18 protein-coding genes and 1 riboswitch are annotated in these 17,853 nt (G+C 71.0%); of the genes, 10 read left to right on the top strand and 8 right to left on the bottom strand.

Going from position 1 to position 17,853, the window contains the following annotated elements; genetic code table 11:
- Positions 1–189: 189 nt before the first annotated feature.
- Positions 190–2,799, bottom strand: coding sequence for an aminopeptidase N (pepN, locus tag SXIM_RS07860; protein ID WP_046723415.1), 2,610 nt, complete (start codon positions 2,797–2,799; stop codon positions 190–192).
- Positions 2,800–2,943: 144 nt separating this feature from the next.
- On the opposite strand from pepN, the gene SXIM_RS07855 reads away from it, so the two are divergent.
- Positions 2,944–3,573, top strand: coding sequence for a mycothiol-dependent nitroreductase Rv2466c family protein (locus tag SXIM_RS07855; protein ID WP_030725513.1), 630 nt, complete (start codon positions 2,944–2,946; stop codon positions 3,571–3,573).
- Positions 3,574–3,665: 92 nt separating this feature from the next.
- On the opposite strand, the gene SXIM_RS07850 is transcribed toward SXIM_RS07855, so the two are convergent.
- The 4 genes from SXIM_RS07850 to SXIM_RS07835 all read right to left on the bottom strand — a co-directional run bounded on the left by SXIM_RS07850 (position 3,666) and on the right by SXIM_RS07835 (position 6,102).
- On the bottom strand, positions 3,666–4,304 hold the full coding sequence (locus SXIM_RS07850; protein ID WP_046723413.1) for a superoxide dismutase: 639 nt from the start codon (positions 4,302–4,304) through the stop codon (positions 3,666–3,668).
- Positions 4,305–4,376: 72 nt separating this feature from the next.
- Positions 4,377–4,562 carry a hypothetical protein gene (locus SXIM_RS07845; protein WP_148236080.1) on the bottom strand — a complete coding sequence of 62 codons (186 nt, stop codon included), beginning with the start codon at positions 4,560–4,562 and terminating at the stop codon, positions 4,377–4,379.
- 170 nt (positions 4,563–4,732) lie between these two features.
- Entirely contained in the window at positions 4,733–4,978 is a 246-nt protein-coding gene (locus SXIM_RS07840) for a hypothetical protein (RefSeq protein ID WP_046723410.1), read from the bottom strand.
- Entirely contained in the window at positions 4,975–6,102 is a 1,128-nt protein-coding gene (locus SXIM_RS07835; RefSeq protein WP_053116130.1) for a tetratricopeptide repeat protein, read from the bottom strand. The genes SXIM_RS07840 and SXIM_RS07835 overlap by 4 nt, the downstream gene beginning before the upstream one ends.
- A gap of 126 nt (positions 6,103–6,228) precedes the next feature.
- Here SXIM_RS07835 and SXIM_RS07830 point away from each other — a divergent pair, with 126 nt between their 5' ends.
- Positions 6,229–7,569, top strand: coding sequence for an NsdA family TPR-like regulatory protein (locus tag SXIM_RS07830; protein WP_030725523.1), 1,341 nt, complete (start codon positions 6,229–6,231; stop codon positions 7,567–7,569).
- A gap of 6 nt (positions 7,570–7,575) precedes the next feature.
- Here SXIM_RS07830 and SXIM_RS07825 read toward each other — a convergent pair whose 3' ends face one another.
- Positions 7,576–7,845: a hypothetical protein gene (locus tag SXIM_RS07825; RefSeq protein ID WP_030725525.1), complete on the bottom strand. Its 270-nt coding sequence runs from the start codon at positions 7,843–7,845 to the stop codon at positions 7,576–7,578.
- Positions 7,846–8,065: 220 nt separating this feature from the next.
- Between SXIM_RS07825 and SXIM_RS07820 the strand changes: the two genes are divergently transcribed.
- The 3 genes from SXIM_RS07820 to SXIM_RS07810 are packed head-to-tail and all read left to right on the top strand — an operon-like array spanning position 8,066 to position 10,002.
- Positions 8,066–8,647: a biotin transporter BioY gene (locus SXIM_RS07820; RefSeq protein WP_030725527.1), complete on the top strand. Its 582-nt coding sequence runs from the start codon at positions 8,066–8,068 to the stop codon at positions 8,645–8,647.
- 33 nt (positions 8,648–8,680) lie between these two features.
- Positions 8,681–9,157, top strand: a complete 477-nt coding sequence (locus SXIM_RS07815; protein WP_030725529.1) for a ribose-5-phosphate isomerase — start codon at positions 8,681–8,683, stop codon at positions 9,155–9,157.
- Positions 9,157–10,002, top strand: a complete 846-nt coding sequence (locus SXIM_RS07810; RefSeq protein ID WP_046723407.1) for an Fpg/Nei family DNA glycosylase — start codon at positions 9,157–9,159, stop codon at positions 10,000–10,002. Before SXIM_RS07815 ends, SXIM_RS07810 begins: the two co-directional genes overlap by 1 nt.
- Here the strand turns inward: SXIM_RS07810 and SXIM_RS07805 are convergent.
- The gene (locus tag SXIM_RS07805) at positions 9,981–11,309 is read right to left on the bottom strand and encodes an aminotransferase class V-fold PLP-dependent enzyme (RefSeq protein ID WP_030725532.1); all 1,329 of its coding nucleotides are present in this window, start codon (positions 11,307–11,309) and stop codon (positions 9,981–9,983) included. The genes SXIM_RS07810 and SXIM_RS07805 overlap by 22 nt on opposite strands.
- A 97-nt stretch (positions 11,310–11,406) precedes the next feature.
- A riboswitch (SAM riboswitch) is annotated at positions 11,407–11,525 on the bottom strand.
- 116 nt (positions 11,526–11,641) lie between these two features.
- Between SXIM_RS07805 and SXIM_RS28790 the strand changes: the two genes are divergently transcribed.
- The 5 genes from SXIM_RS28790 to SXIM_RS07785 all read left to right on the top strand — a co-directional run bounded on the left by SXIM_RS28790 (position 11,642) and on the right by SXIM_RS07785 (position 17,200).
- Positions 11,642–11,722 (top strand): putative leader peptide, encoded by an 81-nt coding sequence (locus tag SXIM_RS28790; protein WP_324604801.1) that lies wholly within the window; start codon positions 11,642–11,644, stop codon positions 11,720–11,722.
- Positions 11,723–11,989: 267 nt separating this feature from the next.
- Positions 11,990–13,675 carry an ABC transporter substrate-binding protein gene (locus SXIM_RS07800; RefSeq protein ID WP_046723405.1) on the top strand — a complete coding sequence of 562 codons (1,686 nt, stop codon included), beginning with the start codon at positions 11,990–11,992 and terminating at the stop codon, positions 13,673–13,675.
- Entirely contained in the window at positions 13,672–14,628 is a 957-nt protein-coding gene (locus SXIM_RS07795; RefSeq protein ID WP_046723403.1) for an ABC transporter permease, read from the top strand. The genes SXIM_RS07800 and SXIM_RS07795 overlap by 4 nt, the downstream gene beginning before the upstream one ends.
- Entirely contained in the window at positions 14,625–15,587 is a 963-nt protein-coding gene (locus SXIM_RS07790) for an ABC transporter permease (protein WP_078846866.1), read from the top strand. Before SXIM_RS07795 ends, SXIM_RS07790 begins: the two co-directional genes overlap by 4 nt.
- Positions 15,587–17,200 carry a dipeptide ABC transporter ATP-binding protein gene (locus SXIM_RS07785; RefSeq protein WP_046723401.1) on the top strand — a complete coding sequence of 538 codons (1,614 nt, stop codon included), beginning with the start codon at positions 15,587–15,589 and terminating at the stop codon, positions 17,198–17,200. Before SXIM_RS07790 ends, SXIM_RS07785 begins: the two co-directional genes overlap by 1 nt.
- A 110-nt stretch (positions 17,201–17,310) precedes the next feature.
- On the opposite strand, the gene SXIM_RS07780 is transcribed toward SXIM_RS07785, so the two are convergent.
- Complete coding sequence (locus SXIM_RS07780) at positions 17,311–17,643, bottom strand: hypothetical protein (protein ID WP_246156852.1); 333 nt, start codon at positions 17,641–17,643, stop codon at positions 17,311–17,313.
- Between the last annotated feature and the right edge of the window lie 210 nt (positions 17,644–17,853).

The raw sequence follows: 17,853 nt of genomic DNA, 5'->3' as shown, positions 1-17,853 counted from the left end.
TAAATGATCACTTGATGTAATGGCTTTACAAGATAGTTGTCGCATTCCTGTCATGGACGATTGAAGAAATCGTGCCCGGGGTATCTACGCGCGAGGATCACCGCAAAAGGGTCGTAAAACCCCTAAAAAATGGGAACGCCCGCCCCGGCTCAGGCCGTTGCGGGCGTCCATCCGCCAGCGGAGCGCCGATTACGCTCCGTGCGCCTCCCGGGATTCCTGCGCCTCCTGCGCCCGCAGCGCCCGGTGCAGATCGTCCCGCTGCTCCAGCACCAGCCGGCGCAGCGCCGGGGCCGCCTCCTGATGGGCACTCAGCCACGCGTCGGTGGCCTCCAGCGTCGCCCGGTCCTGCTGCGCGCCCGGGAACAGACCGCGCACCACCGACATGGCGATCTCGATCGACCGCTGCTCCCACACCCGCTCGATCACCTCGAAGTAGCGGGCGGTGAACGGCGCCAGCAGCTCCCGGTGACCCGGCCGCGCGAAGCCGTCGATGGTGGCCTCCACCAGCGCGTTGGACAGCGCGTCGGATTCCACCACCGCCGCCCAGGCGGCCTCCTTCACCTCGGCCGAGGGCCGCGCGGCCAGGCAGCGCACCTGGTGGCGGCGGCCCGAGGCGGTGTCGTCACGCGTCAGCTCCCGCGCCAGCTCCGCCTCGCCGATCCGCCCGTGCGCGGCCAGCGGCAGCAGCATCGTCCAGCGCAGCTCCTGATCGACGACCAGGCCCTCGATCCGCTCCTTGCCGGACAGCAGCCCCTCCAGCAGCGCGAAGTCCGCGTCGGAGTCCGCCCGGCCGGCGAAGAACCGTGCCCAGGCCAGCTGGTGGTCGCCGCCCGGCTCGGAACGCCGCAGCTCCTCCCCGGCCGCCCGCGCCAGCTCGGCCGCCGCCTGCGCGCGCCGCGCCCGCGGCAGGTACCACTCCAGCGCCGAGTCGGCCCAGCTGAGCACCATCTGGAGCACGCCGATCTGCGTCTCGGCGCCGCCGAACCGGCGCACCAGCGTCAGGAAGTCGGCGGCCGGCAGCAGCCCGTCGCGGGTCAGGTTCCACAGCGCCGACCAGCACAGCGCGCGGGCCAGCGGGTCCTCGATGTCGCCCAGGTGCTCGCGCAGGGTCTCCAGCGAGGCCGGGTCGAAGCGGGTTTTGCAGTACGTCAGGTCCTCGTCGTTGACCAGCACCAGATCGGGCCGCTCCGCGCCCACCAGCGCGTCCACCACCGTCAGCGCGTCGGCCACATCGACGCCGGCCGCCGCGTACCGTACGAGCCGCCCGCCCTCCGCCAGCCGGTAGAGCCCGACCTGCACCCGGTGCGGGCGCAGCGTGGGGTGGTCCTGCGGCGCGTCCTGCTCGATGGCCAGCTCGGCGATCCGGCCGTCCGCGTCGTGCCGCAGGCGCGGGGTGAGGGAGTTGAGCCCGGCGGTCTGCAGCCAGGCCCGCGCCCACTCGGCCATGTCCCGGCCGGAGGTCTCGGTGAGCACCGACAGCAGGTCCGACAGCCGGGTGTTGCCGTAGGCGTGCCGCTTGAAGTAGCGCCGCGCGCCCTCCAGGAACGCGTCCTCGCCGGCGTAGGCCACCAGCTGCTTGAGGACGGAGGCGCCCTTGGCGTAGGTGATGCCGTCGAAGTTGAGCTTGGCGTCCTGCAGGTCGCGGATGTCCGCGGTGATCGGGTGCGTGGAGGGCAGCTGGTCGGCGCGGTACGCCCAGGCCTTGCGGCGGTTGGCGAAGGTGATCCACGCCTCGTCGAAGCGGGTGGCTCCGTGCGAGGCGTAGGCGCCCATGAAGTCGGCGAAGGACTCCTTGAGCCACAGGTCGTCCCACCACTCCATGGTGACGAGATCGCCGAACCACATGTGGGCCATCTCGTGCAGCAGGGTGTTGGCGCGGGCCTGGTAGGCGGCGCGGGTGGTGCGGCCGCGGAAGACGTACTCCTCGCGGAAGGTCACCAGGCCCGGGTTCTCCATGGCGCCGAGGTTGTACTCGGGCACGAACGCCTGGTCGTACTTCCCGAAGGGGTACGGGAAGTCGAAGTGGTCGTGGAAGAAGTCCAGACCGGCCTTCGTGGTCGCGAAGATCTCGTCCGGGTCGAAGTGCTTGGCGAGCCCCTTGCGGCACAGCGCGCCGAGCGGGATCTCCAGCGTGGTGCCGTCGGCGAGGGTGCGGGAGTAGTGGTCGCGCACCTGGTGGTACGGGCCGGCCAGCACGGCGGTGATGTAGGTGGAGATGGGCTTGGTGGTCGCGAACGTGTGCCGCGTGCCGCCGCCCTCCGGGGGCACCGACTCGCCGGTGGCGGCGCCGTTGCTGAGCACCACCCACTCCCGCGGGGCGAGCACCGTGAAGGCGTAGGGCGCCTTGAGGTCCGGCTGCTCGAAGTTGACGAACACCCGGCGGGCGTCGGCCGGCTCGTACTGGGTGTAGAGGTAGGTCTCGCCGTCCTCGGGGTCGGTGAAGTGGTGCAGGCCCTCACCGGTGCGGCTGTAGGCGCAGCGGGCGTCGACGATCAGCTCGTTCTCCGCGCGCAGACCGTCCAGCCGCACGCGGGTGCCGTCGAAGACGCGGTCGACGTTGAGCGACTCCCCGTTCAGCGTCACCGAGTGGACGTGCGGGGCGATGAGATCGGCGAAGGTGTCCGCACCCTCCTCGGCGCAGGAGAAGCGGATGGTGGTGGTGGAGCGGAACGTACGGGGCCCGGAGGCGGGTGCCGGCCCGGCCGCGTCGCGCACGTCCAGGACCACCTCGTACCCGTGCACGGTCAGCAGCCGGGACCGTACGCCCGCCTCGTTGCGGGTCAGGTTCTCTCCGGGCACGACGTTTCTCCTCATGTCTGGCATACGGAAGGGGCCCGGCCAGCATGTCATGGGGCCGTGCGATCACCGGCGGGTACCGGGAATGCGTCCGGGGATGGTGAGGTTGTAGCTGCGACAACCGTCACTTGTGGAGGAGCCGAGGCCATGTCGGAGAAGACCCCCGCCGATTTCTGGTTCGACCCGATGTGTCCGTGGGCGTGGCTGACGTCGCGCTGGATGCTGGAGGTGGAGAAGGTACGGCCGGTGGAGGTGCGCTGGCACGTGATGAGCCTGGCGGTGCTGAACGAGCCCCGCAAGGACGAACTCCCCGAGCGGTACGCGAAGGCGATGGAGACCGCCTGGGCCCCGGTGCGGGTGCTGATCGCGGCCGAGGAGCGCTTCGGCAGCGAGGTGCTCGGCCCGCTGTACACGGCGCTCGGTACCCGCTTCCACCTTCAGGAGAAGCCGCGTACCAAGGAGACGATCGTCGAGGCCCTGGAGGAGGCCGGCCTGCCGGTGGAGCTGGCGGACGCGGGGGACACCGACGCGTACGACACGGCGCTGCGCGCCTCGCACAAGGCCGGCATCGACCTGGTGGGCCAGGACGTGGGCACCCCGGTGATCGCGGTGCCGGGCGCGGACGGCGAGCAGATCGCCTTCTTCGGCCCCGTGGTGACCCCGGCCCCCAAGGGCGAGGCGGCGGCGCGGCTGTGGGACGGCACGCTGCTGGTGGCGAGCACCCCGGGCTTCTACGAGATCAAGCGCACCCGGGACGCGAGTCCGCAGTTCGACTGAGGCCCCCGCCCGAGAAGCTGAACGGCCCCCGCGTATGTGGCACGCGGGGGCCGCTCTTTTTTCACCTGCCCGGTGAAACGGTGAGAAGACGATCACGCGAGCAGGAGCTTGCCGCCGCCGGCCTTGGCGGCGGTGTACCGGGCGGCGACGTCCTGCCAGTTGACGACGCGCCACATGGCCTCGACGAAGTCGACCTTCTGGTTGCGGTACTGGAGGTAGAAGGCGTGCTCCCAGGCGTCGAAGACGAGGATCGGGACGGACCCCTGGCCGATGTTCCCCTGGTGGTCGTAGACCTGCTCGACGACCAGCCGGCCGCTGAGCGGCTCGTAGGCCAGCACGCCCCAGCCCGAGCCCTGTGTGGTGGCGGAGGCCTTGGACAGCTGCGCCTTGAAGCGCGTGAAGGACCCGAACGACTCGGCGATGGCGTCGGCCAGCTCCCCGGTCCCGTCCTTCTCCAGCGGCTCCCCGCCGCCGTCACCGGTCATGTTGCGCCAGTAGATGGAGTGCAGGATGTGGCCGGACAGGTGGAACGCGAGGTTCTTCTCCAGCCCGGTGACGTTCCCCCACTGATCCTTCTCCCGCGCCTCGGCGAGCTGGTCGAGGGTGTCGTTGGCGCCTTTGACGTAGGCGGCGTGGTGCTTGTCGTGGTGCAGCTCGATGATCTCCCCGCTGATGACCGGCTCCAGGGAGGAGTAGTCGTACGGCAGCTCAGGAAGCGTGTAGGTGGCCATGCCGGTGCCTTGCCCGTCTCGCTCGAGTAATTGCATAAGACTTGCAACAACAAGCTAGCAGCATTTATCCCCTCAGCGGGTGCCGATGACACTCGCCAGGGTGGCGAGCACGCTGAGCGTCACCAGGCCGGCCGCCGCGCAGACCCCACCCCTTGGACGGGATCCGGACCGCCGCAGCCGGGCGAAGCCCGCTCCGTAACGGGTCGGCCCGCACGGCGAGGCGGCCTCGTCGTGCACGAATCGGATCAGCGTCGTCATGCACGGGACGCAAGCGTGCACCGCTCGGGACCGCCCGAACCCGGCCACCGACCCGGCCCAGACCGTCGGAACGTCCCTGGCCCGGCACATGGAACACGCCCCGTTCCGCGCCCAGCCGGCGAACAGGCCGGTACGCAGCCACACCTGCGCGGGAGACGGCGTACGCGACGTCACCGGCGCCCACCCCGGCTCCGGGCGTTCGCCTCACGCACCGGCTGCGACAACCCCTCCGACAGCGCCACCGCCTCCAGATCCCCCGGCAGCGCGAACCACTCCACGCCGCCACCCTGCGGCCGCAGCGCGACCCGCCCACCGACCCGGTCCATGACGACCCCGATCCGTCCGTTCCACGTGTCACGCACCAGCGACCCGACATCGGGCAGCGGTGGCGGGCCGTCGTGCTGATCTGTCGTCACTGAAGCCCGCTCCCACCGATCGTCCGCCGCATGGTGGCCGCCCGCTCGTCCGGGTACGGGGACAACAGATGGACCGCACGTTCCCGATGCTCCTGGGCTTCCTCGCCTGGGGTGGCATCGGCCAGGCAGATCAGAGCGAGGGCCTCGTGCCAGGGGTCGTCCAGTCCCCGGTGGACGGACGCGGCGCGCCCGGCCAAGTCGGCAGCCTCGGAGCGCCTTCCCCCGTCGAGCAGAACCTGTGCGACCGCTTGCCACGCCATGGCCTCCCGGGAGCGGTTGCCACTGCGGGCGTGCAGGTCGGCCGCACGGTGGAAGGAAGCCAGGGCCTCCTCGACCCGGCCCGCCGCCCGTTGTGCCTTCCCGAGGGCGAGCAGCCAATATCCCTCCAGCGTCTCGGATCGCAGGTCCACGGCCAGAGCGACCGCCTCCTCGGCGCAGGCCAGGGCGGCTTCGGTTTCCCCTCGCTCACGGTGGATCACGCTGAGCTGTCGCAGGGCGTTACCCACGCTGCGCCGGGCACCGAGCGCGCGGTGGATCTCCAGAGCGCGCCGCGCGTCCGCTTCGGCTTCGTCCACCCGGCCCGCCGCGCAGCGGGTACTCGACAGATTGGCCAGGGTCATCGCTGCCCGATGCCGCTCGCCGAACTCCTCGAAGAGGGCGAGGGCGCGCGTGAAGTGCTCCTCGGCCGCGCTCAACTCCCGACGGTGAAGATGGACGATCCCCAGCAGATTCGTCGACGACGCCTCGCCCCGCCGGTCACCCAGTTGGCTGCGGATCTCCAGCGCCTGCTGATGACAGCGCAGGCTCTCCGTCAACCGGTTGACCCGGGCGTGACCCATGCCGACGCATTCCAGCAGCCGCGCTTCACCGGCCCCGTCACCGAGCCGGCGGACGGCCCGCAGGCCCCGGTCCGCGATGACCGACCAGTCCTCCACGGACAGGGAAGGCAGCTTGGCGTCCCAGAGCAGGACGGCCAGCAGCCAGGCGAACCGGTCGGGACCATCCGCCTCGGCGGCCTGGATGACGGGGACGAAGTGTTCCTGCTCCCACACGGCCCAGTCCACGGGGGAGTGCGGGGAAACGTCGTCCCCTGAAGTCGGCGGGGTGGCCTGCTCGTTCATCATCGAACGTCCTTCGGTTGTGCGGTGAACACCTTCACTTGCCAGAGGTAACCGTCCGATTGCGGAGAGCGGTACCGTTGGCAGCGCGTGAGCGTTTAAGAGCTTTCAGTGCATGAGGGGTTGTGGATCATGCCGATTCCCGCACCGAACCACTCACTCGACCGCTTGTACCGGGAAACTGGCTGGACCCTCCGCCAGTTCGCACAGGCGGTCAACCGTCTCGGCACGGAGCGCGGAACGCCGCTGAGGTACCGGGAGTCGTCGGTGCACCAGTGGCTCAACGGTGCTCTGCCGATGCCCCAGGTGCGTCCGCTGATCCTCGAAGCGCTCGCCCGAAGGCTGGGCCGCCCGGTGACGGGAGGCGAAGTGGGTTTTCCCGTCCGAGCCGATCGATCCGAGGTTCAACCACCTACCGTGGAAGGTCTGATCGACCTCGGGAGGCTGGATATGGACCCCTCACGTCGCGGTGTACTCGGCGCCGGGCTGTTCTCCGTCGCCGTGACGATCCCGGACTGGCCTGACGTTGTCGGGCGGATGCAATCGGTCCATGCGGGCAACGTTCAGCGGATAGGAATGCCGGAAGTTGACACGGTCGTTGCCATGACCGAACGCATCTCGGAACTTGATGACCAGTTCGGCGGGAGGCACGCCCGTCCCATGGCGGCGGCTTTTCTGGTGAACACGGTTGCCCCGTATTTGAGATCGGATGCATCGGAATCGGTGCGCAAAGCCATGCTGTCGGCCGCCTCGGACCTCTGTTACCTCACGGGCTACATGGCCGTGGATGAAGGGCTGCACGGGCTCGCGCAAGGCTACTACCTCAAGGCGCTCGAACTGGCGGGTTCGGCCGATGACCACCTCACGTACTGCACGACGCTCCGGGGGATGAGCGTGCAGGCGGTGGATTTGGGTCACGGGGCGCAGGCCATGAGGCTGGCGAACGCCGCAGCAGCGGCCTCCCCTCAGGCAGGCCCGAGGATGCGGGCGTTTCTCGCGGGTCAGCAGGCGCACGCGAGTGCCCAGACCGGAGATCGCCAGGGTGCGCTTCGGTATATTCGCGAAGCAGAAGTAGCAATGGAAAAGGCTGAATCGCGGTCAAAGCCGTTCGGTTCGTATGACCCGTCATCGCTGCACTACCACATCAGCCAAGTGCGCTATGAACTCGGTGATGTCCCCGGAGCTATCTCGGCATTCGTTCAGTCGGATCAGCTGCGCTACGACATTTTCCGCCGGGGACGTGTTCGGCACCGGGCCATGCTCGCGGAACGCCAACACGAAGTCGGTCACCTTGAAGCAGCTTGCGCCACCTGGAACCTCGCCCTCGATGACTACCCTTTGGTTCAGTCGGGCAGGGCCGATGCTCGTGTCCGAGAGATGTTCCGCCTGATCCGGCCCCACCTCAAGAACGCCACCGCCCGCACCCTGGACGAACGCGCCCGCGCCGTCACTCCGGCCGCGCTCCACACATAGGCGCGGTCACGCCTCCGGGATGTCCGGCTTCGCCGCGCTGAGCATGTTGCCCGGGATGATCACCAGGCGTTCACCGGGGCCGAGCTTCACCCCCGGCGGCAGCCGGGAGTCATAGGCGGCCGTCAGGTCGCGGCCGATGACCGCCACGTCTCCGTTGTCCAGCTGCCAGATGTCCGGGCACAACTCCTCGTCCTCCGAGTTGCCCAGTTCCTGAGCCGTCCTGCCCAGGCGTCGCGCGAACGTCGCGGACGGGTCCGCCTCCCACGGGGGAGCCATGGTGCCTCCGATCGGAGCGTGGCCGTTGCCGGATTCTCACTCACCGTATCGGGGCGGGCCATCCGCGAACAGGGGGCGCCTCCACGTGCGAGGTGTTCGGTGCGTGTTGTGGGGTGTGGATAAGAGGGGAGGGGTTCGGGCAGTGGATTGGGCTCTTGTTCCGGGTGGGTGGGGTGGGGTCGGATAGGGGGTGGGGGAATTCGTTCTTTGGAGGATGTATATGAGCACCGCTGTACTCGCGGATCTGCTGCCCGCCCCGACCCTCTCCCGGGCCCGGGCGCAGGATGTGGCACTGGTCGTGGGTGGCGCCGTGTTGACCGGGGTCGCCGCGCAGATAGCGCTGCCCGTTCCGGGGTCGCCCGTGCCGGTGACCGGCCAGACGTTCGCCGCCCTGCTCGTCGGCGTCTCGCTCGGCCCCGCCCGCGCCCTGCTGTCGATGCTGCTGTACGCGCTGGCCGGCATGGCCGGTATGCCGTGGTTCGCGGAGGCGTCCTCCGGGTTCGGGATGCCGTCCTTCGGCTACATCATCGGGATGACCGTCGCCGCCGCCGTCGTCGGTGAGCTGGCGCGGCGCGGCGGGGACCGTACGGTGCTGCGGACCGCCGGGACGATGGTGGCGGGCATGGCCGTCACGTACGCGATCGGCGTGCCCTACCTGGCGCTGGCCACCGGCATGTCGGCGGGCGAGGCCATGGCCGCCGGGCTGGTGCCGTTCCTCATCGGTGACGCCCTCAAGGCGGCCCTCGCGATGGGCGCGCTGCCCGCCGCCTGGCGCATCGCCGGTCGCCGGGGGCGCGCGTAACCGGGCCACCGCGCGCATGTCAGACTCATCCCCATGCGCGTCTATCTCGGCTCCGACCACGCCGGCTATGAACTGAAGAACCACCTCGTCGACTGGCTCACGGCGCACGGCCATGAGCCGGTCGACTGCGGTCCGCACGCGTACGACGCGCAGGACGACTACCCGCCGTTCTGCCTGCGTACCGCCGAGGCGGTCGCCGCCGACCCCGACGCGCTCGGCGTCGTCATCGGCGGCAGCGGCAACGGAGAGGCGATCGCCGCCAACAAGGTCGCGGGCGTCCGCTGCGCCCTCGCCTGGAGCGTGGAGACCGCGAAGCTGGGGCGGCAGCACAACAACGCCAATGTGGTGGGCATCGGCGCCCGCATGCACACCACCGACGAGGCCACCACCTTCGTCGAGGTCTTCCTCGCCACCCCGTACTCCGGCGAGGACCGGCACACCCGCCGCATCGACATGCTCAGCGCCTACGAGACGGACGGCACGCTGCCGCCGCTGCCCGCCGGCGCCTGATGCCTGAGGGCCACACCATTCACCGGCTGGCCGCCGACTACCGCGAGCGGTTCGGCGGCCGGGCGGTGCGGGTGGACTCCCCGCAGGGGAAGTTCGCCGGCGGCGCCGCGCTGATCGACGGTGAGGTGCTGCGCGAGACCGAGGCCCACGGAAAGAACCTCTTCCTGGGCCTGGGCTGGCGCAAGTGGGTGCACATCCATCTGGGGCTGTACGGCAAGGTCGCCTTCGGCGACGGCCCGCCCCCGCCGCCCACCGGGCAGATCCGGCTGCGGCTGGCCACCGCCGAGGCGTACGCGGACCTGCGCGGCCCCACCACGTGCGCGCTGCTCAGCCAGGACGAGAAGGGGGCCGTGCAACGGCGTCTGGGCGCCGACCCGCTGCGTGCGGACGCCCAGCCCGACCTCGCCTGGCGGCGGATCTCCGCCAGCCGCACGACGATCGCCGAACTGCTGATGGACCAGCGGATCATCGCCGGTGTCGGCAACGTCTACCGGGCCGAGATCCTCTTCCGGCACGGGATCGACCCCTATCTGCCGGGCCTGGCGCTGGAGCGCGCGGAGTGGGACGCGATGTGGCAGGACCTCATCCCGCTCATGCGCGAGGGGGTGCGCAACAACCGCATCGACACGGTGCGGCCGGAGCACACCCCCCGGGCCATGGGCCGGGCGCCGCGCGTGGACGGCCACGGGGGAGAGGTGTACGTCTACCGCCGCGCGACCCTGCCCTGCCTGGTGTGCGGGACCCCGGTCCGGCGTGCCGAGATCGCGGCCCGCAACCTGTTCTGGTGCCCGGTGTGCCAGCCGGCCCGGGCCGCCGGGCGCGGTCAGCGCGCCGCCACCGGCTGACCCTCGGCGACCAGTTCGCGCACCGCGCGCACCACGCGCTCCACGTGTTCGGCGGGGGTGCCCACTCCGAAGCTGACCCGGATGGCCTTCAGCGGCCCGTCGCAGCCGGCCGCCCGGCCGCCGTCGCCCTCCGGGCCCAGCAGCGTACGGACCAGCGGGTGCGCGCAGAACAGCCCGTCGCGTACGCCGATCCCATAGCGCTCGGAGAGCGCCTTGGCGAACTCCTCGCTGGACCAGCCGTCCACGACGAAGGACAGCACGGCCACCCGGGGCGCGTCCGGGCCGAACAGCGCCAGCTGCCGCACCCCGGGAACGGTGGCCAGTCCGGAGCGCAGCACGGCCAGCAACTCCTCCTCGCGCGCCACCAGTTGCTCGAACCCGGCGTCGGTCAGCGCCCGGCAGGCCGCCGCGATGGCGAACGCGCCGATCACATTGGGCGAACCGGCCTCGTGCCGGGAGATGTTGTCGTTCCACACGACGCCGACCGCGCCGTCCTGCGCGGTGACGGTATTGCTGGCGCCGCCGCCGGCGAGGTACGGGGCGGCGTTGCTCAGCCAGTCGGCGCGTCCGGCCAGGACGCCGGAGCCGAACGGCGCGTACAGCTTGTGCCCGGAGAAGGCGACCCAGTCGACGCCGAGCGCGGTGATGTCGACGGGGCGGTGCGGGGCGAGCTGGGCGGCGTCCAGGACGGTGCGGGCGCCGGAGCGGCGGGCGACGGTGGCGAGTTCGGCGATGGGCCACAGTTCGCCGGTGACGTTGGAGGCGCCGGTGACGCACAGCAGCTTGGGCCCGGGGGCGGCGTCGGCGAGCGCGTTGACCAGGGTGGCGACGGCCTGCCCCGGGGTGCGCGGCGCCGGGAGGTACGTCACGGGGTGGCCGTGGTGCGCCCAGGGCAGCAGTGCTGCGTGGTGTTCGGTCTCGAAGACGAACACCTGGGTGCCGGTGGGCAGGGCACCGGCCAGCAGGTTCAGGGAGTCGGTGGTGGAGCGGGTGAAGATCAGCTGGTCGTCGGGGCGGCAGCCGAGGAACGCGGCCACCGTCGCCCGGCTCTCCTCGTACAGGTCGGTCGACAGCTGGGAGAGGTAGCCGGCGCCGCGGTGGACGCTGCCGTAGTACGGGGCGTACGCGGCGACCTCGTCCCACACCGCGCGCAGGGCGGGGGCGCTGGCGGCGTAGTCGAGTGCGGCGTAGCCGATCTCCCCGCCGTCCGCGATCGGGGCGCGGACCTCGTCGCCGAGGACGGGGAGGGGGCGCGGGAGGGAACAGCCGGCGGTGTTCGGGGCAGGGGCGATCGGCGCAGTGGGCATGACAAAGCTCCGGGAAAGGCTGAAGGCAGACAGAGGCAGGCTGGGTCGGGGGCGTGCGCCCTAACGCATTCGCGTGCTCATGGAAGAACTCCCTCAAGAACCGTGCTTGCCACAGACCTCGCTGCCTGCGGCCCGGTCATCACCCGGGGCACCCCGCCGACGGTTGGAGGGTTGCCGGACAGCGGGCCGGGGCCTTGATCGCTGTCACTCGTGACCTGATCGCAGACTATGTCATGGCGATCGGTGATGAACACCTTGTGTCCATATCGCGAGACCGACGGCACATGGCCGCCGCCTTGACAGCTCACTGAGGGTTGGCTGATATTTACCGCATGCCAGCCCTGCCGCTTTTGACATCGCGCCGACACGTGGACCTGCTCCGCGTCACGTCGGCGTCCTGTGCGGGCTGCTGATTCCCCCCACCGCGCGGCGGTGAGCGCCGGCCTTTGGCCGCGCCCGTAACCGCCCCTCGCGCGCCGGGACTTCCTCGCGGGATGTGCACCGCGTCGCCGTGCCCTGCCCCGCCCTCCGCCCTGTCGTGCCGTGCGGCACCGCTCGTCGCCCACGGCCCGTTCCATCTCACCTTCCTGACGTTCCTCACCTTCCTCACCCCGGTCCGTCCTGCCGCGCGCCTTCGCGCGCCGCCGGCCGGGTGATTCGTCCTGAAAGGACCCTCCGCCGTGGCCACCTCGCCCACGCCCAGACGGCTCAGCCGCCGCATGTCCCGCCCCGCCCACGCCACCGCGCTGATCGCCGCGATCGCCGTCGCCCTCACCGCCTGCGGCACCGACGGCACCACCAACGGCGGTGGCTCGGGCGACGATTCGGGCAGCGCCGGCGCCTCCGGCGAACCCGTGGCCGGCGGCACCCTGAAGTACGCCTTCGCCAACCCCATCGACTGCGTCGACCCGCGCCAGCGCCCACAGCTCACCTCCCGCAACGTCGGCCGCCAGCTCGGCGACCAGCTCACCGAACAGGACCCGCAGACCAAGGAGATCAAGCCCTGGCTCGCCACCTCCTGGGAGATCAGCGATGACGTGAGCGCCTTCACCTTCCACCTGCGCGAGGACGTCACCTTCTCCGACGGCGAGCCCTTCGACGCCGAGGCCGTCAAGGCCAACTTCGACGCCGTCGTCGACCTCGGCGCCCGCGCCCCCCAGGGCAGCAGCTTCATCGCCGGCTACCAGGGTTCGACCGTCCTCGACGAGTACACCGTGCGCGTCGACTTCGACGGCCCCAACGCCCAGTTCCTCCAGGCCACCGCCACCGCATCGTTCGTCCAGCTCTCCCCGGCCTCCCTCGGCAACGACCCCGCCGACCTGTGCCTGGGCGACTTCGCCGCCTCCGGGCCGTTCACTCTCGGCTCCTTCACCCCGGAGAAGTCCGTCGAGCTGCTCAAGCGCGAGGACTACGCCTGGGCCTCCCCGATCGCCGCCAACCAGGGCGCCGCCTACGTCGACAAGATCGTCCTGGAGGTGGTCCCCGAGGGCGGCGTCCGCTACGGCTCCCTCACCAGCGACCAGATCGACCTCGCCGACGGCATCCCCTCCACCAACCAGGCCGAACTGACCAACCTCCCCGGCTACGGCCTGGTCACCGGCGCCTCCCCGGGCATCGCCATCCCCTACATCCCGCTCGCGTCCAGCCCCAAGCTCCAGGACCCGGACGTGCGGCGCGCCCTGAGCCTGGCCATCGACCGCCAGGCCATCGTCGACGCCATCTTCCAGGGCACCCAGCAGCCGGCCTCCGGCGTCGTCACCGCCGCCACCCCCGGCTACACCGACCAGTCCGGGGACATCCGGCACGACCCCGAGGCCGCCATCGCCCTGCTGGAGGGCGCCGGTTACGACACCGTCGGCGACGACGGCATCCGCCGCGACACCGACGGCGACCAGCTCTCCCTCACCATCACCTACCAGGCCGGCTCCCCCGACGCCGAGGCACAGCACCAGCTCGTGCAGCAGGAGTGGAAGGAGATCGGCGTCGAACTCGTCCTCGACCCGGTCGCCACCCTCCCCGACGTGCCCATCGACGAGTTCCCCGGCGACCTCACCACCTGGAGCCAGGGCCGCGCCGACATCGACGTCATCCGCCTCGTCTACGGCTCGTCCCACCCCGAGATGAGCATGCTCTACAACCACCCGGACGAGGAACTGGACACCCTCCTCGACTCCCTCCAGTCCACCGTCGATCCCGCCGAGCGCCAGGCCATCGGTGAACAGGCCCAGCAGCGCATCGTCGAGCAGGGCTACACCATCCCCGTCTACGACCGCTACTGGTCCTACGGCTTCGGCCCCAAGGTCGGCGGCTTCGCGGCCGACATCGAGGGCAAGCCGCTGCTGAACGAGGTGTGGATCGCCCAGTGAGCCGCTACGTCCTGGTCCGGCTCGCCAACGGACTCATCGTCCTGTGGGCGGCGCTGAGCCTCTCCTTCCTGGTGCTGCATCTCGTCCCGGGCGACCCGGTGTCGATCATGCTGCGCTCCGGTGGCGGCGGCGACCCGGTCGGCGTCGACGCCGCACAGGCCGCCGCGCTCCGCACCGAGCTGGGCCTGGACCGGCCGCTGTACGAGCAGTACACGGACTTCGTGGTCCGCGCGCTGTCCCTGGACTTCGGCACCTCCTTCGGGACCGGGGACGAGGTCAGCGCCATGCTGGCACGCGCCCTGCCCTCCACGCTGGAACTGGCCACCGCGTCCCTGCTGCTCACCGCCGTGCTCGGGGTGGCCGCCGCGCTGGCGGCCACCCTGGCGCCCTGGGCGCCGCTGCGCAACGCCGTGCTGTCCACCACCGTCGCCGGGATCTCGCTGCCCAGCTTCTGGACCGCGATCCTGCTGATCCAGGTGTTCTCCTTCGGGCTCGGCTGGTTCCCGGCGTACGGCGACAGCGACGCCGCACGGCTGGTGCTGCCCGCCATCGCCCTGGCGCTGCCCAGCGCCGGGGTGCTGGCCCAACTGCTGGCCAAGGGCCTGCGTACGGCGCTGGCCGAACCGTACGTGCGCACCGCCCGCGCCAAGGGGGCTGGGCGGCTGCGCACCGCCTGGCACCACGCCTTCCGCAACGCGTCGATCCCGGCGCTGACCATGCTGGGCATGATGATCGGCAACATCTTGGCCGGGGCCATCATCACCGAGACCGTCTTCGCCCGCGCGGGCATCGGCCGGCTGACCGCCGACGCCATCGCGGACCAGGACTTCCCGGTGATCCGCGCGATCATCTTCCTCGCCGGCGCCCTGTACGTGCTGGTCAATCTCGCCGTCGACCTCATCTACCCCAAGGTCGATCCCCGGATCGTCCTCCAGGCCGGAGCGACCTCATGACGACCACCGGGGCCACGACCACCGGCACGCCCACGATCCCCGCCGCCGACCCGGCTGCCGACCCCGCTCCCGGCACCGAACAGAGCCACGACCAGGAGCAGGAACAGGAGCAGGAACAGGCACACGGCCGGGCCGCCCGGCTCCGCTCCGCGCTCGGCTCCCTGGCCGCCCGTCCCGGGCTGCTGCTGGCCGTCCTCTACCTGGCGCTGATCCTCGCCTGGACGCTGCTGCCCTCGCTGTTCGCCGGCGAGGACCCGCTGCGCACCAACCCGGCCGCCTCGCTCACCCCACCCGGCGCCGAGCACTGGTTCGGCACCGACAACCTGGGCCGCGACCTGTTCACCCGCGTCGTGCACGGCACCCGCACCTCCATCACCGCCGCTCTCATCGCCGTCTCGCTGTCGCTGGTGGCCGGCACCGTGCTGGGCGTGCTCTCCGGCTACCTCGGCGGCTGGGTCGACCAGACCCTGATGCGTTTCGTCGAGGTGCTGATCGTCATCCCCGGGCTGCTGCTGTCCCTGGCCGTGGTCTCCATCCTCGGCTTCGGCGTCACCAACGTCGCCATCGCGGTGGGCATCTCGGGCATCCCCGGCTTCGCCCGCGTCATCCGCGCCGAAGTGCTGCGCATCAAGTCCAGCGTGTACTTCCAGGCCGCCGTCACCAGTGGCACCCGCACCCCGGTCATCCTCGCGCGGCACGTGCTGCCCAACGCCTCTCAGCCCGTCCTCGTCCTCGCCGCCCTGGAGATCGGCGGCGCGGTGCTGTCCGTGTCCGCGCTCAGCTTCCTGGGGTACGGGGCCGCCCCGCCCGCGCCCGAACTGGGCGCCATGGTCGCCCAGGGCCGCGACTACATCTCCACCGCCTGGTGGCTGACCACCTTCCCCGGCCTGGCCATCGCCCTGATCGTGCTCTCCGCCAACCGCGTCGGACGCGCCCTCGAACGAACCGGAGCACAGTGATGAGCTCGCCAGAACCCCTGCTCACCATCCGGGACCTGACGGTGGCCTTCCACTCCCGCCGCTCCACCGTGCGGGCGGTGCGCGGCCTCGACCTCGACCTCGCGCCCGGCAGCACCCTGGCACTGGTCGGGGAATCGGGATCGGGCAAGTCCACCACCGGCCTCGCTGTCCTGGGACTGCTGCCCACCGGCGCCACGGTGCTGGGCGGCCGGGTCACCCTGGCCGGCCGCGAACTGACCGGCCTGCGCGAACGGGAGTGGCGCACCGTACGGGGCCGGGAGATCGGCTTCGTACCCCAGGACCCCATGGTCTCCCTCAACCCCGTGCAGCGGGTCGGCGACCAGGTCGCCGAAGTCCTGCGCATCCACGGCCTGGCGGAGAACGCCAAGGCCGCCCGGGAACGGGCCGTCGACCTGCTCGCCGACGCCGGCCTGCCCCACCCCGCGCGCGTCGCCCGCCAGTTGCCGCACGAGCTGTCCGGCGGGATGTGCCAGCGGGCGCTCATCGCCATCGCGCTCGCCGGCGAACCCAGGCTGCTCATCGCCGACGAGCCCACCAGCGCCCTCGACGTCACCGTGCAGCGTCGCATCCTGGACCACCTGGAGACCGTCACCGAACGCCTGGGCACCTCGCTGCTGCTGATCACCCACGACCTGGCGGTGGCCGCCGACCGCGCGGACGAGATCGCCGTCATGTCCCGGGGCCGGATCGTCGAACGCGGCCCGGGACGCCGCGTCCTCACCGAACCGTCCCACCCCTACACCCGCGAACTGGTCGCCGCCGTACCGGACATGACCGCAGACCCGGCGCGCCCGACACCCCAGGAGGACCGGCCGCCGCTCCTCGACGTGCGCGGCCTGCGCCGCACCTTCGACGGCGGCCGCACCGTCGCCGTCGACGACGTGAGCTTCACCCTCCCGGCCGGCGGCTCGCTCGGCATCGTCGGCGAGTCGGGATCCGGCAAATCCACCACCGCCAAACTGGTGCTGCGCCTGGACCGCCCGGACGCGGGCACCATCACCCTCGACGGCCAGGACCTGTCCACCCTGGCCCCGGCCGCGCTGCGCCGGCTGCGCCGCGACATCCAGCCGGTCTTCCAGGACCCGTACGGCTCGCTCGACCCGCACTTCACCGTCGCCCAGTCCATCGCCGAGCCGCTGCGCGCCTTTCGGGTCACCGGCCGCCGCGGCCGGCGTGAGCGGGTCGCCGAACTCCTTGACCTGGTACGCCTGCCCGCCTCCGCCGCCCACCGCCGCCCCGGCGAACTCTCCGGCGGCCAGCGCCAGCGCGTGTCCATCGCCCGCGCCCTGGCGCTCACCCCCAAGCTGCTGGTCCTGGACGAACCGGTCTCGGCCCTCGACGTCTCCGTCCAGGCCAGCGTGCTGGAGCTGCTGACGGACCTGCGCGCCGAGTTCGGGCTGAGCTACCTGTTCATCTCCCACGACCTGGCGGTGGTCCGCCAGATCTGCGACCGCGTCGCGGTGATGCGAGAGGGCGGAATCGTGGAATCCGGCCTGGTCACCCAGGTCTTCGACCACCCCGAGCACCCGTACACCCAGGACCTCCTCTCCGCCATCCCGGGCCGCCGCGTCCGCGAACAGCTCACGGGGTGAAGCCTGAGCCTTTTAGAACCTCACGTTGAGGGTGCGAGATGAAGAAGACCGCGGTGCCTACTCGCACATGGTTGCCGGCCTGCGTCGTGACGTCGGCGCGGTACCGGTGATCAGCTGGGGACTTCGGCGCTGGTGGTGGTTGCTCGGAACAGCTCGCGTGCCCGCTCGCAGAACTGCCCGACCTCCGTGATGTCCGGCTCGGCACCGCTCGCCAGCATCCGGGCCTGGAGCTGCTCGGAGCGCAGCCCGCCGTAGCGGGCTCGCACCTCAGCGGTCACCGGCTGGACCGCGATGTGCAGGTGCTTGCGTGCGTCACGGCCGTGCGACCACATGCAGACATAGGTCTGCTCCGGCCGGCACAGAGTCTCCACGACACGAGCGGTATCGCGCAGCAAGGGGCCGAGCACCGCCGCCGCGGTGTCGTCGAGGTCCGCGATGGCCACGACATGATCCCGCGGGCTGACGATCAAGGTTCCGAGATTCATCGGACCGACGACGTGGTTCACGACCCAAGCAGCTGTCTCGTGCAGGACTCCCCCGGGCAACTCCCGGCGCCCGGCCAGAAGGTCACACCCAAGACACCCCGTGACATCCACGCGCGGTAGTTTACGCAGAATCCGCAGCGATGACGCCGACAGCCACCATGACACCTG

It is taken from the genome of Streptomyces xiamenensis (assembly GCF_000993785.3).
Lineage (GTDB): Bacteria > Actinomycetota > Actinomycetes > Streptomycetales > Streptomycetaceae > Streptomyces > Streptomyces xiamenensis.
Note: the sequence above shows the minus strand (reverse complement) of the source record. Positions and strands in the feature narration are given on the sequence as shown.